The organism is Brevundimonas vesicularis (genome assembly GCF_014204545.1).
Classification (GTDB): domain Bacteria; phylum Pseudomonadota; class Alphaproteobacteria; order Caulobacterales; family Caulobacteraceae; genus Brevundimonas; species Brevundimonas vesicularis_B.
This window is the reverse complement of record NZ_JACHLJ010000002.1, coordinates 237,766-254,802: the sequence shown is the minus strand read 5'-3', so window position 1 is coordinate 254,802 and position 17,037 is coordinate 237,766. Positions and strand designations below refer to the sequence as shown.

Annotated in this window: 12 protein-coding genes; 5 read left to right on the top strand and 7 right to left on the bottom strand. The window is 63.1% G+C overall.

Annotation, left to right across the window (positions count from 1 at the left end):
- Positions 1-46 precede the first annotated feature (46 nt).
- Positions 47-865 (bottom strand): type I methionyl aminopeptidase, encoded by an 819-nt coding sequence (gene map / locus HNP47_RS09315; protein ID WP_017504701.1) that lies wholly within the window; start codon positions 863-865, stop codon positions 47-49.
- A gap of 97 nt (positions 866-962) precedes the next feature.
- On the opposite strand from map, the gene HNP47_RS09310 reads away from it, so the two are divergent.
- A complete protein-coding gene (locus tag HNP47_RS09310) occupies positions 963-1,730 on the top strand; it encodes a competence/damage-inducible protein A (protein WP_184279332.1) in 768 nt (255 codons plus the stop codon).
- Positions 1,731-1,892: 162 nt separating this feature from the next.
- Positions 1,893-3,242, top strand: a complete 1,350-nt coding sequence (locus HNP47_RS09305) for an OmpP1/FadL family transporter (protein WP_260394768.1) — start codon at positions 1,893-1,895, stop codon at positions 3,240-3,242.
- Positions 3,243-3,467: 225 nt separating this feature from the next.
- Here HNP47_RS09305 and HNP47_RS09300 read toward each other — a convergent pair whose 3' ends face one another.
- Both HNP47_RS09300 and HNP47_RS09295 read right to left on the bottom strand, forming a co-directional pair.
- Positions 3,468-4,964, bottom strand: a complete 1,497-nt coding sequence (locus HNP47_RS09300) for a DEAD/DEAH box helicase (RefSeq protein ID WP_409360152.1) — start codon at positions 4,962-4,964, stop codon at positions 3,468-3,470.
- A gap of 276 nt (positions 4,965-5,240) precedes the next feature.
- The gene (locus tag HNP47_RS09295) at positions 5,241-5,804 is read right to left on the bottom strand and encodes a hypothetical protein (RefSeq protein WP_184279331.1); all 564 of its coding nucleotides are present in this window, start codon (positions 5,802-5,804) and stop codon (positions 5,241-5,243) included.
- Between the two features lie 164 nt (positions 5,805-5,968).
- Between HNP47_RS09295 and HNP47_RS09290 the strand changes: the two genes are divergently transcribed.
- Positions 5,969-6,721 carry a hypothetical protein gene (locus HNP47_RS09290; protein WP_184279330.1) on the top strand — a complete coding sequence of 251 codons (753 nt, stop codon included), beginning with the start codon at positions 5,969-5,971 and terminating at the stop codon, positions 6,719-6,721.
- Between the two features lie 79 nt (positions 6,722-6,800).
- Here HNP47_RS09290 and HNP47_RS09285 read toward each other — a convergent pair whose 3' ends face one another.
- From HNP47_RS09285 to HNP47_RS09270, 4 genes are all read right to left on the bottom strand, one after another.
- On the bottom strand, positions 6,801-9,293 hold the full coding sequence (locus tag HNP47_RS09285) for a hypothetical protein (RefSeq protein WP_184279329.1): 2,493 nt from the start codon (positions 9,291-9,293) through the stop codon (positions 6,801-6,803).
- A 78-nt stretch (positions 9,294-9,371) separates the two neighbouring features.
- Positions 9,372-11,600, bottom strand: a complete 2,229-nt coding sequence (uvrB, locus tag HNP47_RS09280) for an excinuclease ABC subunit UvrB (RefSeq protein WP_260394811.1) — start codon at positions 11,598-11,600, stop codon at positions 9,372-9,374.
- A gap of 181 nt (positions 11,601-11,781) precedes the next feature.
- Positions 11,782-12,645 carry a restriction endonuclease gene (locus HNP47_RS09275; RefSeq protein WP_184279327.1) on the bottom strand — a complete coding sequence of 288 codons (864 nt, stop codon included), beginning with the start codon at positions 12,643-12,645 and terminating at the stop codon, positions 11,782-11,784.
- Positions 12,645-15,431, bottom strand: coding sequence for a class I SAM-dependent DNA methyltransferase (locus HNP47_RS09270; protein WP_184279326.1), 2,787 nt, complete (start codon positions 15,429-15,431; stop codon positions 12,645-12,647). The genes HNP47_RS09275 and HNP47_RS09270 overlap by 1 nt, the downstream gene beginning before the upstream one ends.
- 128 nt (positions 15,432-15,559) lie before the next feature.
- Here HNP47_RS09270 and HNP47_RS09265 point away from each other — a divergent pair, with 128 nt between their 5' ends.
- Positions 15,560-15,895: a PadR family transcriptional regulator gene (locus HNP47_RS09265; RefSeq protein WP_091749647.1), complete on the top strand. Its 336-nt coding sequence runs from the start codon at positions 15,560-15,562 to the stop codon at positions 15,893-15,895.
- Positions 15,892-17,034, top strand: a complete 1,143-nt coding sequence (locus HNP47_RS09260) for a hypothetical protein (protein ID WP_311770063.1) — start codon at positions 15,892-15,894, stop codon at positions 17,032-17,034. Before HNP47_RS09265 ends, HNP47_RS09260 begins: the two co-directional genes overlap by 4 nt.
- The last annotated feature ends 3 nt before the right edge of the window (positions 17,035-17,037 follow it).

Genomic DNA, 17,037 nt, shown 5'->3' with positions numbered 1-17,037 from the left:
TCCCGCTCAACGCAACCTGTGCGTATTGCGACTGAGGATCAAGGGTTCAGTTCGGTCGGAACAGCCCCGCCGGCGACGCTGTGAAGATTTCCAGTCCGTCTTCCGTCACCCCGATGGTGTGCTCGCACTGGGCCGACAGGGACTTGTCGCGAGTCACGGCCGTCCAGCCATCGGACAGCACCTTCACGTGCGGCTTGCCCAGGTTCACCATCGGCTCGACGGTGAAGAACATGCCGGGTTTCAACACCGCGCCCTCGCCGCGACGGCCATAGTGCAGGACGTTGGGGCTGTCGTGGAAGACGCGGCCGATGCCGTGGCCGCAGAAGTCGCGCACCACGCTCATGCGCTGGGCCTCGACGAACTTCTGGATTGCATAGCCGATGTCGCCGAAGGTGTTGCCCGGCTTGACCTGTTCCAGGCCCAGATCAAGCGACTGATAGGTCACGTCGATCAGCTTCTTGGCCCGCGCATTGATCTCGCCCACCGCATACATGCGGCTCGAATCGCCGTGCCAGCCGTCCACGATCACGGTGTGGTCGATGTTGACGATGTCGCCGTCCTTCAGCACCCGGTCGCCGGGAATGCCGTGGCAGACGACGTGGTTGATCGAGGTGCAGACGGTCTTCTCGTAGCCCTTGTAGCCCAGGCAGGCGGGCAGGCCGCCGTTGTCCAGCGTGAACTCGCGCACCAGATCGTCGATCGTGCTGGTCAGGACGCCCGGCTTCACGTGCGCCGCGATCATGTCCAGCGCTTCGGCGACCAGACGGCCGGCCTTGCGCATGCCCTCGAAGTCTTCCGCCTCATGGATGCGGATGGCGCTGGAGCGGACCAGGACGTCGGTTTCGAGTTCGGGCGTTTCGTACATGGGGCGATCGGTCTGCAAAAGGCGGGATACGGCGCAATCCGTTCGCCGCAGATGGGCGTTATAGCATGAAACCTCAAGCCTGCCCCCGGATTCCCGCATGACCGACGCTGACACCGACCGTTCCGGCCCGACCGCCGCCGTGCTGGTCATTGGCGACGAAATCCTGTCGGGCCGGACCCAGGACACCAACACCAACACCATCGCCCGGTTTCTGGCGGCGTTGGGGATCGACCTGATGGAGGCGCGGGTCGTCAGCGACGATCACGGCCGGATCGTCGAGGCGTTGGACGCCCTCCGCTCACGCTGGGACTATGTCTTCACCACCGGCGGCATCGGTCCGACCCATGACGACATCACCGCCGACGCCGTGGCGGCCGCCTTCGGCGTGGCCCTGCATGAACATCCCGACGCGCTGGCGATCCTGTCGCGCCGCTATGGCGACGAGTTCAACGCCGCGCGCCGTCGCATGGCGCGCATCCCCGAAGGCGGTGTTCTGATCGCCAATCCGGTCACCGATGCGCCCGGCTTCCAGATCGGCAATGTCTTCGTCATGGCCGGCGTGCCCAAGATCATGCAGGCGATGCTGGAGGATGTGGCCCCGCACCTGCGCACCGGCGCGATCGTTCATGCCCAGACCTTGAAGGTCACCGGCGTGGGCGAGGGGGCGGTGGCCGATGTGCTGCGGGCGGCGGCCAATCAGCGCCGCGACCTGTCCTTCGGCAGCTATCCATTCGGCCATGGCGGCGTCGGCGAGATGGGAACTCAGCTGGTCATTCGTGGCCGCAACGCCGATCAGGTCGATGCGGCGGCGCATGATTTGATCGCAGAACTGCGTAATCTGGGCATCGATGTTGCCGCTGCGTAACCTCGCAAAGCCGTGATCGTGTGCGGCTCGGGCGCCACGGTTTCGCCTGTTTCCGGTCCGATGGGGGCCTTGCCCGCAACGCTTTCGCGCCGCGAACGCTGAGAGGGCTCCTCCCCTGATCGACCGCGCGTAATGCGGCCGGCGCTTACTTAGGTGTATGAAATGACCTCCAGGAACTTCGCCCGCATGGGCGGGATCGCCCTGACGACCGCCCTGCTGGCCGGCGTCGCCGCCCCGGCCATGGCCGGCTCCTTCTATGTCCAGGAACAATCGACCCGCGGCCAGGGTCGCGCCAACGCCGGCGTCGGCGCCGACAAGGGCGTCCAGTCGCTGTGGTGGAACCCCGCCGCCATCGCTGGTACCCAGCGCGAAGTCTATGTCGGCATGCACGGCCTGATCCTGGACTCCGACGTCGACAACACCGGTTCGAGCCTGACCTACAACGTTCCGGTTCCGGGCGTCGGCGTCGTCAGCCGCTCGGCTCCCGTCAACGGCGACCCGCACGTCCACAACGTGGTCGAAAGCGGCATCGTGCCGAACTTCGCCGTCTCCATGCCGATCGGCGACCGCTTCAACGTCGGCCTGGCCGTCCAGGCGCCCTACAACTTCACCACCAAATATGAGCCGACCGACTTCGCTCGCTACGACGCCCTGACGTCGGAACTGCGCTCGGCCAACGTCAGCCTGGTCGCCGCCATGACGGTCACAGACTGGCTGGACATCGGCGCCGGTTTCGACGCCCAATACGCCAAGGCGACCCTGTCGTCGGCCCTGCCGAACGTGCCGATCCCGGCCGTCCTGTCGCCCGCCTATGTCGTCTCGCCGTCCACCGACGGTCGCAACCACTTGGAAGGCGACGGCTGGGATTACGGATGGAACGCCGGCGCCCAGATGCACTTCGGGAAGCTGGACCTCGGTCTGTCGTACCGCTCCAAGATCGAGCACGAACTGGAAGGCTCGGTGAACATCTCGGGCCTGACCGGCGTCCTGGCCGGCGCAAACGTCTCGACCGATGGCGGCGCCTCCTTCACCACGCCCTGGTACGCCACCGTCTCGGCCCGCTACGCCGTCAACGATCGCCTGACCCTGAACGCCCAGGTCAACCAGATCGGCTGGAGCGAGTTCGACGCCATCCGCGTCGCCTACACCGGTGGCGGCTCGACCATCGTTCAGGACTATGACGACGTCACCACCGGCGCGATCGGCTTCGACTACAAGATCGATCCGTCGATGACCTTCCGCGCCGGTCTGGGCTACGACCCGACCCCGACGCCGGACGATCACCGCACCGCCCGTATCCCGGACGGCGACCGCTGGCTCTACGCCGCCGGTCTGTCCAAGACGATCGGTTCGATGACCTTCGACGGCGCCGTGACCTACATCGACATCGACACCGCGACGATCAACGACACGCGCGACGTCTATGGCAACGGCCTGGTCGTCTCGAACCTGCGCGGCGAAGCGCAAGGCTCGGGCGTTGGCTTCTCGCTGGGCGCGACCTGGAACTTCTAAGTTCCGCTAAGCCTCGGCTGAAATGAGAACGGCGGCTCCTTCGCAGGAGCCGCCGTTTTTTATTCCTCCACCGCGTAGCGGGGGAGGGGGACCGCGCGAAGCGGGGTGGAAGGGGGCGGAAACGGGCGCGATGTCCGACGTTTCCCGCCATGCGGCGTTCGCCCCCTCCACCGCTTCGCGGTCCCCCTCCCCCGTTTCGCTGCGCTTCACGGGGGAGGATCTAGATCAGCCCTTGGCGGCGCCGCCGTAGCCCTTGCCGCCGTTCGACGGGCGGCGACGGGGGCGGCGCTTCATTTCGCCTTCGGCCGGTTTGACGTTGTCGTTGATCGAGGGCACGCGCTCGCCGGCCAGGGGGTTGTAGGCGCGCTCGGGACGCGGGGCCGCCGGGGTTTCGCCCGGGCGGTTGCGACGCTGGCGGTGCGGCTGGCCGCCGCCTTCTGGACGCACGCCCTCGCGGTGCGGCGCGCGACGGCCGCGGCCGCCTCGTCCCTGGCCGCCCTCGTTACGCTCGCCGCCTTCGCGCTCGGGCAGGGTCGCCTTTTTGCCCACGCCGGTGGCCATGATGGTGGCGTCCAGCTGGCCCAGGGCCTTATCGTTACGACGGTCGATGGCCGGGATCTTCTGGCGCGTGACCTTTTCGATGTCGCGCAGCAGCTTCATCTCGTCGCCGGCGACGAAGCTGACGGCCGTGCCGTCCTTGCCCGCCCGCGCGGTGCGGCCAATGCGGTGGACATAGGATTCCGGCACGTGCGGCAGTTCGAAGTTCACGACGTGCGAGACGCCGTCCACATCGATGCCGCGCGCGGCGATGTCGGTGGCGACCAGCACGCGCAGCTTGCCCTTCTTGAAGGCTTCCAGCGTGCGTTCACGCTGGGGCTGGCTCTTGTTGCCGTGGATGGCCCCGGCCTCGACGCCGCCGGCTTCCAGATAGGCCGCGACCTTGTCGGCGCCGTGCTTGGTCTTGGTGAAGACCAGGCAGCGCGTGTATTCGGGATCGCTGAACATCTCGGTCAGCAGGGCGCGTTTGCGGCCTTGTTCGATATAGACGACCGACTGGCTGATGCGCTGCACCGTGGTCGACTGCGGCGTGACCTGGACCTTGACCGGATCCTTCAGCAGTTCGCCCGCCAGCTTGCCGATCTCGGACGGCATGGTCGCCGAGAAGAAGAGGTTCTGGCGCTTGGCCGGGATCTTGGACACGATCTGGCGGATCGGCTTGATGAAGCCCAGGTCCAGCATCTGGTCGGCCTCGTCCAGCACGAAGATCTCGGTCGAGGACAGGTCCAGGTTCTTCTGCTGGATGTGGTCCAGCAGACGGCCGGGCGCGGCGATCAGGATGTCCAGACCCTGTTGCAGGGCCCGCTCCTGGGCGCCGTATTTCACGCCGCCGAAGATCACCGCGACCCGGAAGCCGAGGTGCGCGCCATAGGCCTTGAAGCTGTCGCCGATCTGGGTGGCCAGCTCGCGCGTGGGGCTCAGCACCAGCACGCGCGTCGTGCGGGGCTTGGGGGCGATGCGGTTTTCGGCCAGGCGATGCAGGATCGGCAGGGCGAAGGCGGCCGTCTTGCCGGTGCCGGTCTGGGCGATGCCCAACAGGTCCTTGCCGGCCATGACGTCGGGGATGGCCTTTTCCTGGATCGGGGTCGGCTTGGTATAGCCGGTCGAGGCCAGGGCCTGCAGCAGGGCCTTGTTCAGGCCCATGGATTCGAATGTGGTGCTCACAGCAGTCTATCTTTCGCGTAGCGGCAGGGCGCTATCAGCCATGGCATGACGCCGTCGGGCCGCGCACCGCCAGTCCCGACGGGGCCTCGGGGAGGAGGCCTGCGGGGTGGATCGGGCGCCGCCCCGCGTGTCCGGGCAGCGAATGGATATGAGGGGCCGGCGGCTTCTACAGACAGGTCCGAAGGGGACCCACACGCGCTGGAGACGCCGGAGATCGCGAGTGTGCGACGCCGCGCAAATGGGCGCTTATCGCCGATAAGTCAACTGCCGCACACATCAGGGCGCGTATCGCGTCGCCGCCTCGGGCAGGCCGTCGGGCAGGCCGATGGCCGCGCGCCAGTCCTCGGGATGCAGCCGCGCCATCTCCAGATCCAGCCACGCCAGCGGCTTCAGCGCCCCGTCCGCGTCCCAGAACCGCTCGGCCCACGGCTGGCCCGTCTCTATGGCCCGCGCCCGGTCCCGCGCCGTCGCCTCGGGCCCCAGATGCGTCGCGCGCCAGTGATACAGCCACGGAATATGCCAGTGCGGCGCCTGGCTCAGCCGCTCGTCCGTCATCGCCGCCGCCAGACATTCCGCCAGCGACCGCGCATCCTCCAGCTGGGCGTTGAAGGCGTCGCGCCGCGCCTGGATATGCCGGTCCCAGCCCTCGGCCGGCTCGATCGGCGCCTGCGTCGGCTCGGGCCGTTTCCAGCCTTCCGCCTCGCGCCGCTTCCACAGGGCGTGCACCCCGACGTCATAGCGTGCGGCGACCGACCGCGCGGTCTCGCCGTCCTCCCACGCCTTCCTGACCTCGGCCCAGACGGCGTCCGGCCGAATCTTGCGATGTATGCCCTGGCTCATGGGACAGGGGTGTCGCACGCCCCTGCGTCATCATCGGTCGCACCCGCGCCTCATGCACAGCGGGCGGGTGACCCCTGACATCTCGCGATGTGGAAAATCAAATCTCTAGCCTCGAAAATCGGCCTTCTCCCGGCCTGGGGTAGAGACCGCCCCATAATGTCCGCATGGAAAAACGCCGCTACAAGATCAAACCGCCCGAGGTCTGGACCCAGGTCCGACAGGACTATCTGTCCGGCCTCGACGCCAAGACCGTCGCCGCTCGCCACGATGTGACCGAGGCCTCCATCCGCGCCCGCGCGACGAAGGAGGGCTGGTCCCGCCATCCGCGCAGCGAGGCCGCGACCCCCGCGCCCCAGCCCCTGTCGCCAGACGACGCGGCCGACCTGTCGCCCGACGACCCCAATGATCCTGCGGCTCTCGCCCGCGCCGCCGCCCAGGCCTCGGGCCGCGCCCTGCACGCCCAGGACTTCGCCCAGGCCCGCGCCCTGGCGGCCTTGGCCGAGACCTATCGCAAACTGGCCGACCGCGACGGCCCCGGCCGCGCCACCCGCCTGACGGTGAAAAATGCCCCTCTGCAACTGGTCTTCGACATCCTGACCAATGAGGCCGAGGCCGAGAACCGCTTCGCCATGAACACCAGCGACAAGAGCGACTGGGAACTGCGCGGCCAATACTGGCAGGCGAAGCAGAAGCTGGAGCGCGCCAACACCGAATGGGGCCACGCCCAACTGGCCCGCCGCGTCCAGCTGGACCGCCGCATCGCCGCCCTCGAGGACCAACTCCGCGCCGCCGGCCTCGACCCCGTCATCGAACGTGAACAGGACCGCCGCATCTCGAAGGGGATCGACCTCTATGTTGGCGAGCCGCGCGGGACCATCACAATGGAGGAGTGGGACAAGACGCTGGATGAGTTGTGACCGCCGACACGAAGGCACAAAACTCCGCCACAATGCTTTGAAGCGCTCATGTATCGGGGGGCGATGTAGGTTAGCCGCGTTAAAGCATACGCGGTGTTTCTGTCAGGTCTGCTTGATCTTTCGACTGCGAACGCTTGCCAGAGCGCATGACGCGCGTCAGGTTTTCGTTAAACGTCGCTCGCCCCCGCTCTAGCGGGTTCACCTGCCAAGCCGGGCTAAGCCCGACATTTTGAGCCTGCAACGATAACCGAGCGAAACCTTCAGCACAAAAATCATAAAACGCCTGTACCGCAACTTTTCTGTATCTAAGTCGATTAAGCGCATTCCGTTCAGCATATATGTTCTTGAAAGCCTCTCTTATCGTAGTCCAAGCGGCGTCGTCATAAATAAAAGTATCATACAGAGTAGTTTCGAGATATACGAATGTATACAATAAATCCCTTACGATGTAACCAGCAAGACGATTCGGGACTAATATAGCATCACGACTATAGGGTTGTTGCGATTGTGTAAATATAACCCGAGCGTCGATAAGGTCGTTTATTACCTGAGTGGTAATTCGTTCGCTAAATCCTAACTTCTCCAGGTTTCTTATGATATCAACAGCTTCTAGTCCTGAGAAACCACTGTCTGAGGCAAGATTGACGAAGGCCGATATGACATAAATCCGAAGGAATTGGGATTCTGATCTACCAAGTTTAGCGTCAAACGGATTTACAAACGATGATAGATCGTCTCTGTATATCACGCTGTTGCCGAGCATTATCGCTCGGATGGCCTCGTGCGTGGCAAATGTTATCCGATCTTGCGACCTAAATCGCATGTATTTTTCTACAGAGGAAGCATAACCATACTGCAAAAAGTTTCGGGTCATTCTCAGGGCTAGTCTAATATCACCTGCTGAGGCCAATTCTATTACCCGACCGACCTCAGTGCCAAGTACGCTTCCTCGCAAAAGCGATACGATCGTGGCAGCATCATCAATATGAACGCGATGACCCCTTGAAGTGAAATCGTCTACAGACTGACCAGATACAAGTTGTTCAGCAAATCGAAAACGTGCGGCTAAGACGGCGGGCACGGGTGGGGCGTCAATATATATCGCGTCTATATCAAATGCATCGAAAACGGGCGAGTTTCGATTCTTGACATAGGTATAATCTCTCATGGAGAGAATGAGATTAGCGCCGACACGCCTGGCAAAAGACAAAGACTCAAGAAATATAGATTCTTGAATCTGAGGGTCAGTAATCTGATCGACGTTATCGATCACGATAAAAACAGGTGTTAGCGCTGAGGCATGCGAGAAAACTTTCTCAACATACGGGGATTTGTCGCGCATATCATCGCTAATTTTTGCATAGATCGCTTGAGAAACTGCATCTTTATTTTTAGCTATGAGCGATAGGGGGCCACGCTTCATAGCTTCGACATCCCGAGCGTATGCCTTTGAGACAAAATGCTCGTAAGAATTCAGTCTGCTAGAAAATGTTGCATACTCAAGGACACGGTCAAGCAAATATTCCCGTGGGCTTTGAAATTGGGAAAAGTCCTTAAAATCACATTGAACCCAAATCGCTTTGCCATCTCTCTCGTCGGAGAAATAATTCGCAGCACTCACGTTCCTCAAATGATTGAGAAACGTGGTTTTACCTGCGCCAACTAGTCCTAGTGTGAGAATAATCGCAGGCCTTGTAGCAACCTTGATGGACTCGATCCGAGTTGATGCTTTGCTCAAGCCTCCCGCGGACAAAGGTTTTATCGGGGCGTGCTTTAATACCTGGTCACGACGACGAACTGTCATGCCGATGCGTTCGTCAAATCGTGTGCGTTCTGACGTTGTGACGTAGACTTTGCTGAGTGTTTCTGGGTTGTCTGCTAATAGCTCGTCGCTAAATGCTGTCGCAATCTCAGCTTCGATGTGCTTAAATAACGGCGTACGACTCAGACTCGAAAACGACTGATCGTAAATCTGGTTTAGTCGCCTAGTGTCAGTTTGGTTGTTTTCTCCGCCAAGTAATAGACGTTCTAGCGATCCGTCGATTACAGAATCACGAGAAAGTGCATCGGAAAATTCGTCAAAATCATAATTAAGAGCCGATTTCGCGTCTTGAAATACAAGGGCGTGGCTGTCTTCAAATGTGACCCCGTCCGTACGGTTAATAGGGAATATCACCCAAGCATCACCATTAGTCGCAGCGCAGAATCCGACTGACCGGGAACGTCCGTAGTCTCTTGCCTGAACGACGGCGTTGCCGACGGGACCTTTAAGCCAGCTTCCCTTCAACGGCATGCGACGATTCGCAGTGCTAAAGGAAAAAAGCGAGTTAATGCGCTTTGCCTCCACTAAAAGTGAAATCTGAGCAGTGCGAAAAAAATAGTCTATATAACTTGTGTTGCCGTCTTCATCCAAACGCTCCTCAACTGTAACCTCGTCATGGTTCCAGCCCAAAATACCAAATATTATAGGGTCTATTATGCGGTGCCGGGTTTGAGCCTCGTTGAAATTGAGAACTTTACCCTCGGATACCGATGCGAGGATTGCTTCTCTGCCAACAACTTGATTGTTCATGATTCCCCCTCGTCATTTTGCAGTCTTGGCTAATCCTTAGCATATCATTGAGATAGCGCATCTTGAAGTTTGCGTACTCTATAACCGCCCCTTCCTGAACCGCTCCTGCGCCTCCGCCGCCGCCTCCGCCCGCCACCGCTTCGGCGCGGTCTTGTCGACGGCTTCGCCGGCGCCGGTCAGGGCTTCGTTGGCGAACTCCAGGTCCATCAGCTTCATGCGCTTGATCTCGTCGCGCAGGCGGCCGGCTTCCTCGAACTCCAGGTTGGAGGCGGCCTCGCGCATGCGGCCTTCCAGGTCGCGCAGGGCGGCCTGGAAGTTGGAGCCGACGAAGGGTTTGGAGGCTTCGGCCACGCCCGGCTTGGTCAGGCGATCCATCTCGCGCGACTCATAGGGGCTGTCCATGATCTCCTTGATGTCGCGCTTGACCGTTTCGGGCGTGATGCCGTGTTCGGTGTTGTAGGCGACCTGGCGTTCGCGGCGGCGGTCGGTCTCGGCGATGGCGCGTTCCATGCTGCCGGTCATGCGATCGGCGTACAGGATGACGCGGCCGTCCACATTGCGCGCGGCGCGGCCGATGGTCTGGATCAATGAGGTCTCCGAGCGCAGGAAGCCCTCCTTGTCCGCATCCAGGATGGCGACCAGGCCGCACTCGGGGATGTCCAGCCCCTCGCGCAGCAGGTTGATGCCGATCAGGCAGTCGAACGTCCCCAGCCGCAGGTCGCGCAGGATCTCGATCCGCTCCAGCGTGTCGACGTCGGAGTGCATGTAGCGGACGCGGATGCCCTGTTCATGCATATATTCGGTCAGGTCCTCGGCCATCTTCTTGGTCAGGGTGGTGACCAGGCTGCGATAGCCCTTGGCCGTCGTCGCCTTGACCTCGTCGATGACGTCGTCGACCTGGTTGCGGGTCTTGCCCGAGACGGGGCGGATCTCGACCGGCGGGTCGATCAGGCCAGTGGGGCGGATGACCTGTTCGACGAAGACGCCGCCCGCCTGTTCCATCTCCCACGGGCCGGGGGTGGCTGACACGTGAACCGTCTGGGGGCGCATGGCCTCCCATTCCTCGAACTTCAGCGGGCGGTTGTCGATGCAGGAGGGCAGGCGGAAGCCGTATTCCGCCAGCGTCGACTTGCGGCGGTAGTCGCCCCGGAACATGCCGTTGATCTGGCCGATGGTGACGTGGCTCTCGTCCACGAACAGCAGGGCGTTGTCGGGGATGTATTCGAAGAAGGTCGGCGGCGGCTCGCCCGGCGCGCGGCCGGTCAGCCAGCGGCTGTAGTTCTCGATGCCGGCGCAGCTGCCGGTGGCCTCCATCATCTCCAGGTCGAACCGCGTGCGTTGCTCCAGCCGCTGGGCCTCCAGCAGCTTGCCGTTCTCGACCATCCAGTCCAGCGTCTCCTTCAGCTCCGCCTTGATGCCGGCGGCCGCCTGGTTCAGCGTCGGGCGCGGGGTCACATAGTGGCTGGCCGCATAGACGGTGATCTCGTTCAGATCGGCCGTCTTCTTGCCCGTCAGCGGATCGAACTCCTGGATGGCCTCCAGCTCGTCCCCGAACAGGCTGATCCGCCACGCCCGATCTTCCAGGTGGACCGGGAAGATTTCGATCACATCGCCCCGCTTCCTGAACATCCCCCGGTCGAAGTTCAGGTCGTTGCGTTTGTACTGTAGCGCGATCAGATCCGCCCGCAGCTTCGCCTCGTCGATCTGGTCCCCCACCTTCAGCGTGAACGTCATCGCCGTATAGGTCTCAACCGACCCAATGCCGTAGATGCAGGACACCGACGCCACGACGATGACATCTTCGCGTTCTAGTATCGCTCGCGTCGCCGAGTGCCGCATCCGGTCGATCTGCTCATTAATGCTTGAGTCCTTCTCAATGTACGTATCCGTACGCGGGACATAAGCTTCTGGCTGGTAGTAATCGTAGTAGCTGACGAAGTATTCGACCGCGTTATCGGGAAAAAACGATTTGAATTCGGAATAGAGTTGGGCCGCCAGCGTCTTGTTCGGCGCCAGGATCAGGGCCGGGCGCTGGGTCTGTTCGATGACCTTGGCCATGGTGAAGGTCTTGCCCGAGCCGGTGACGCCCAGCAGCACTTGGTCGCGGTCCCCGGCTTGCGCTTGTGCCACCAGTTCGGCGATGGCGGCGGGCTGGTCGCCGGCGGGCGTGTATTTGGTCTCCAGCCGGAAGCGGCCGCCCTTTTTCTTGCCTTCGTGCGAGGGGCGGTGCGGCACCCAGTCGGCGGGCGCGGCGACCGGCTCCTCCGGCGTCAGGCGCGGCCCGGCGACCGGGGCGAACATCGGCATCTTGCCCGTATCGCGGATGAAGGCCGCCGACGCCTCCTGCACCCCCGGATTGGGCACATGAACGGGCTTGGCCGGCTTGGCGGCGGCGGGCTTCGGCGTCGAAGAACGGTTCATGAACAGAACTTAGTGCGTGAGGAGGTCTCTCGCCATAGCGCCGCACGACCGCAAGGGTTGCGGACCGTCAGAAGCCTGCGAAGGCGGCCTCGTTCACGGTGACCTGTTCGACCATTTCGACGGTCACGCCCAAGCGGCGATCCTTAAGCAGATCGCACAGGGCATCACCATCCACCAGATCGATGGCGGGCGCCCCATCGCGCGTGGCCTCGCGTCGCGCATCGGCGGTGAAGGTTCCGGTTGTGATGATCAATCCCTTGTCGGTCCGCCCGACCATGGCGCCGCGGAAGTCGCGGACCGCCCCGGCGCCGACCGAGCCGGAATAACGTTTGCACTGGAACAGGACGTGGAAGGACAGCAGATTGACCCGCAGCACGCCCGTCCCGTCGATGCCGCCGTCGCCCGACTTGCCAGTGACTTCGACTTTGATGAAGCCAAACTCACGCAACAGGCGCTGGCATAGGCGTTCGAAGGCGGCCGGCTCCAGCGCGAGCAGGAGGGCCATCAGGCGGTCCTTCCAGTCGTCGGCTCCAACATCAGCCGGCACGGGGTCATCTTCCACGGCTGAGGCCAACGCGGCGTTCGCCGCACGCTCGGCGGCGCCGAGCTTCTGAACGGCCTGTTTGATCCCAGCGATCTCCGCCTCGGTCATGGCGGCGCCCTTGGGTGTCAGGGTCCAGACGCCCCGCTCGCTGTTCACAAGGGCGCCCATCTTTTTCAGATAGCTGCGCGCCCAGGCCATGCGATAGGCGACGGCGTTCTCCTGCCACTTGCCGTGGGTGACGGCCCGCGCCTCGTCCGACAGGCCCATGTAGGTCGCGACGTCGTCAACCATCTCCTCGATCGTCATGGAGCGGCCTTTGGCCCGCAGCCGCTCGACGATCGGCCACATGAACAGGTGATAGGCTGGAACGTCAGCGATGGTGGCCATCAGGCGTCGGCCTTCTTGCGGCGTTTGGGCTTATCGGGCTTGGCCAGCAGGCCGGCGGTCATCTTCTCGTACAGCATGAACAGATGCTCGACCCGCTCGCGGTCGCTTTCGAATGGCGCCTTGCGATAGAGGCGGTCCACCGCCAGGTCGAGCGCGCGGTGGGCCTTGCGAAGGTCGGCGGGCATGACGTCGGGGTCATACAGGTCCGCCAGGGTTGCATCGGGATAGGCGGCGCGGGCGTCGAGGACCGCCTGGGCGAGGGCGTCGAGCCTGACTTTTTCTGCATCGGTGAGAGTGGGCCAGGGGAAGGCGTTGTAGACGACGCTGACCGAATACATGTAGCGACTCTCGAGGCGTCCCGTAATCGCCCGCATCCAAGCCATGTGCATCCGACTGGTGACTGCAGCAAACATCCAAGGGGCTGCAGCTGGCAGAATACGCAGCTTCTGGTTTGCGATCACTTCCGGTGTGAGCCAGCCAATGGGCACGTAATCTCGTCGTTCCGAGCTGGTGTTAGGAATGACGAGAAAGTTCTCTCCTAGGCGTTCATCGACGCCAACCCTTGTCGGATAGTCGGCCAACTTAACCGTGCTGGCTCGTGAACTCGCCGCGCGGTAAGCGCGAACCTTGCGGACCAGGTCCTGGGTTAGCGGTAAGCCTCGCAGATCTGATGGCGCCGCATGGCGAAGGTATAAAATCCAACGGTGGAATCCGTTGATGAACTCGTCGCCGCCCAAGAACTTCTTGAAGTACTGTTCGGCCCCGGGTTCGGCTGCAACGAAGGCGTTCTTATTATCATCTGTGAACGTGAGAATGCCATTGTCTATCATCTGAACGCCGGTCTTCAGGCGCGGCAAACCGTTCGACGGGGCACTGGCTTCCCGCACCACCAGATGCCGATCCGCCAGTCTCGACGCGTCGAACAGATAGGGCGATAGCGCCGCGTGCCGGCTCTCCTCCGGTTCACCGTTGATGTCGGGATAGCTGAACAGCCGCTTCTCGGCCGGCTCGTCGTCGCGGCGGGTTAGGCCGATGGCGACGACGTGGACATGGGCCTTGCCGCGCGCGTCTGAGCCCCAGTTGAAGGTGCGGTGAGCAAAGGCGATCTCCAGCCCGTAGCGGTCGAACAGGATGGGCCACAGTTGGGCGACCTGTTCGCCCTGGGTGATCGAATTGGTCGAGACGAAGCCGATGCTCGCGCGTGATCCCTGCACGTAGGCGCCTGCCTTGATGAACCAGGCGGCGACGAAGTCCAGCGTGCCGCCGGACTTGCCGAGGGCGGCGATGCGACGGACCTGTTCGCGCTGCGCGTCGGACTGAACCTTGGCGCCCAGAAACGGTGGATTGCCGAGCACATAGCTGCACCGTTCGGGCGGCAGGACAGTCGTCCAGTCCACCTCCAAGGCATCGCCGTGGACGATATGGGCCGAGGCCTTCAGCGGGATGCGGGCGAAGACCTGGCCGAACTCCTGGCTCAGGCGGTTGTTCATGATGTGGTCCATCATCCACATGGCCGTCTCGGCGATGCGGGCGGGGAACTCATCGATCTCGATGCCGTAGAACTGATCGACATCGACCTTGGAAAGGGCAGCGGCCTCCAGGTCCAGTTGGCCCGAGGGATATAGCGCCTTCAGCACCGCGATCTCGAGCAGGCGCAGTTCGCGATAGGCGATGATCAGGAAGTTGCCGCAGCCGCAGGCGGGGTCGAACAGGTTGAGGCCCGCCAGTCTGTTCTGGAAGGCGCGCAGGGCTGCGTCGCGGCCGCGCTTAAGATGGAGGATGCGCGCCAGCTCGCCGCGCAGGTCGTCGAGAAACAGCGGCTCGATGACCTTCAGGATGTTCTTTTCGGTGGTGTAGTGGGCGCCCTTCTGACGGCGTTCCTTGGCGTTCATCACTGACTGGAACAGGGCGCCGAATATGGCCGGGCTAATCTTCTGCCAAGAGAAGCCGCAGGCCTCCAGCAAGCGCTCGCGCATGGCCCGGTCGAAGTCGGGGATGGGCAGAACCTCGGCGAAGAGGTCGCCGTTGATGTAGGGGAAGCGGTTGAGATCCTCGTCCAGGCTCTTCTGCCGCTTGTCGGTCGGAGTGTTCAGCACCTGGAACAGGTGGATCAGCTTGGGGCCCAGGTCCGAGCCGTCCTCGGCCGTGCGGTCCTGAATGTAGGTCTCCAGCAGGCCCAGCTGATCGAAGATCCCGGTGTCGTCGGCGAACAGGCAGAACAGCAGGCGCACCAGCAGCCGTTCCAGCGGATGGCCGTCATAGCCGGATGCCTTCAGCGCGTCGTGAAGCTTGCCCATCAACTCGGCGGCGACGACGTTAACCGGGTCCTGATCCTTGAAGATACGCTTTTCGATACCGACGACGAAGCCGAACGCCTCGACATGATCGGGCAGATCCGCCAGGGCGAACCGAGTCTCCTCGCGTGTGTCCAGGTCGATCAAATGGAAGGTCTGGAAGTCGCAGACCAGAAGGTAGCGCGGAAGCTCGTGGTCCTTCAGACCCGGGAAGTAGTCTAGCGCCTGGGTGCGGGCGCGGTCCAGATCGCGGCCGGCCGACTTGTGCTCGACCAGCAGCTTGCCTTTCCAGAACAGGTCGATGAAGCCCTGGCGCTCGCCAAGCTTCTTGACTGGCTCCTCGAAGGTGGCGACCAGGCGGCGCTTGACGCCGAAGACCTCGAAAAAGTCGTTGTAAAAGCTCTGGGTTTCGCCGCGTTCGTAACAGGCGTCGGCCCACTCGCGTGCGAAGTTCGCCGCGCGAGCGCGTATCTCGTTCCAACTCAGACGCATTACGCTCTCCCCAATGGCGCGAATGTAGCGGGGCGGCTTGATCTAAAGCAACGCCCCCGCTTGACTCCCTCACACAGTATGTCCCATACACTGTGCGCCACACACTATGTGACGCACGGAGGTGGCGGGTGAGCGAGAACGACGAGGCGCTGCTGTTCGAGAGTCTGCGGCTGGAGCTAAGGCGGGGGTCGTTGATCCTGGCCGTGCTCGCCAGCCTGCGGCGCGAGCAATACGGCTATTCGCTGCGGGTCGCCCTGGGCGAGGTCGGGGTCGAGATGGAGGAGAGCACCCTGTATCCGCTGCTGCGCCGGCTGGAGAGCCAGGGGTTGCTGGACAGCGAATGGCGCGAGGAGGAGCGGCGCAAGAAGCGGTTCTACCGCCTGTCGCCACGCGGGGAGGCGATGCTGGAACGGCTCGCCGTGGAATGGCGCGGCCTGTCGGCTTCGCTGGAGAAGATGCTGTGAACACCGGGAAAGAGGGAGAGACCGGCATGGACCTGGTCGAACGTTATCTGAAGGCCGTGGCGGCCCAGCTGCCGAAGGGCAACCGCGAAGACCTCGTCGCCGAGCTGCGCGACGAGATCATGGGGCGTCTGGAGGCGCTAGAGGCCCGGCTGGGGCGGGCGCCCACCGACGACGAGATCGAGGGCCTGCTGCGCGAGGTCGGTCATCCGCTGAGCGTGGCGGCGCGTTACCGCCCTGGACCGCAGGCGTTGATCGGGCCTGAGCTCTATCCGTGGTGGATGTTCGGGCTGAAGGTCGGGCTGACGGTGATGGCGGCCGTCACCCTGATCGGCCTGGCGGTGCGGGTCCTGGTCGGCGACGTCTATGTGGGCCAGGCGATCGGGCAGGGGATCTCCAGCCTGATCAGCGGCGCGATCACGGTCGTCGGCTTGCTGAGCGCCGTCGGCTTCGTGCTGGAGCGTCAGTCGAAGAGGCCGGACTTCATCGCCAAATGGCGCGTCAAGGACCTGGGCCTGTTCGAACTGGGCGGCGATTTCGACGCCGAGCAGTGGGGACAGAAGCTGGCGAACGGCAATTGGTCGGGCGGAAGCGCGGGGCAAGCCAAGTCGGGCCGCGCCGTGCGCAAGAGCGCCGAGATGTCGCCCGTAGCGCGTGCGGTGGCCAGCGCCATCGGCTGGACCGTGGTGCTGCTGTGGTGGACGGGCCTGTTGCAGGTGGCGCCGATCCGGCCGGAGGAACTGGCCGGCGTTGTCGACAGCGTCGACTACGGGCGCATCCTGGCCGAAATGGTGCGGGTCGCCTATTGGCCGGTCGCTCTGTTCGCTGCCTGCCGCATTGGCTTCGACCTGATGCGAGCGGCGTCGGGCGGCAATGTGCGGGTCACGGCGCTGGGCGATCTGGCGCTCGGTATCGCCGCTGCGTGGGGCCTGCTGTGGGTCTGGTTCTGGTCGGCGCTGTCGCCGCTGATCTGGGTCGGCAGCGTCACCGATTTCGTGGATCGGATTCGGGTCCTCATCGGCCGCTCAGGCGACGATGTCGGCGGGGTGGCGACGATCCTGATGGTCGTGGTGGTCTGGGCCTTCGCCGCAGAGGTGGTGCGGGTCATCCGGGCGGCGGCGCGACTGGTCGTCGGTCGATAAGGC

What these genes read in the sequence shown, in the direction of transcription:
- map (WP_017504701.1), bottom strand. Translation starts at nt 865, where the DNA reads ATGTACGAAACGCCCGAACTCGAAACCGACGTCCTGGTCCGCTCCAGC.
- HNP47_RS09310 (WP_184279332.1), top strand. Translation starts at nt 963, where the DNA reads ATGACCGACGCTGACACCGACCGTTCCGGCCCGACCGCCGCCGTGCTG.
- HNP47_RS09305 (WP_260394768.1), top strand. Translation starts at nt 1,893, where the DNA reads ATGACCTCCAGGAACTTCGCCCGCATGGGCGGGATCGCCCTGACGACC.
- HNP47_RS09295 (WP_184279331.1), bottom strand. Translation starts at nt 5,804, where the DNA reads ATGAGCCAGGGCATACATCGCAAGATTCGGCCGGACGCCGTCTGGGCC.
- HNP47_RS09290 (WP_184279330.1), top strand. Translation starts at nt 5,969, where the DNA reads ATGGAAAAACGCCGCTACAAGATCAAACCGCCCGAGGTCTGGACCCAG.
- HNP47_RS09285 (WP_184279329.1), bottom strand. Translation starts at nt 9,293, where the DNA reads ATGAACAATCAAGTTGTTGGCAGAGAAGCAATCCTCGCATCGGTATCC.
- uvrB (WP_260394811.1), bottom strand. Translation starts at nt 11,600, where the DNA reads ATGCCGATGTTCGCCCCGGTCGCCGGGCCGCGCCTGACGCCGGAGGAG.
- HNP47_RS09275 (WP_184279327.1), bottom strand. Translation starts at nt 12,645, where the DNA reads ATGGCCACCATCGCTGACGTTCCAGCCTATCACCTGTTCATGTGGCCG.
- HNP47_RS09270 (WP_184279326.1), bottom strand. Translation starts at nt 15,431, where the DNA reads ATGCGTCTGAGTTGGAACGAGATACGCGCTCGCGCGGCGAACTTCGCA.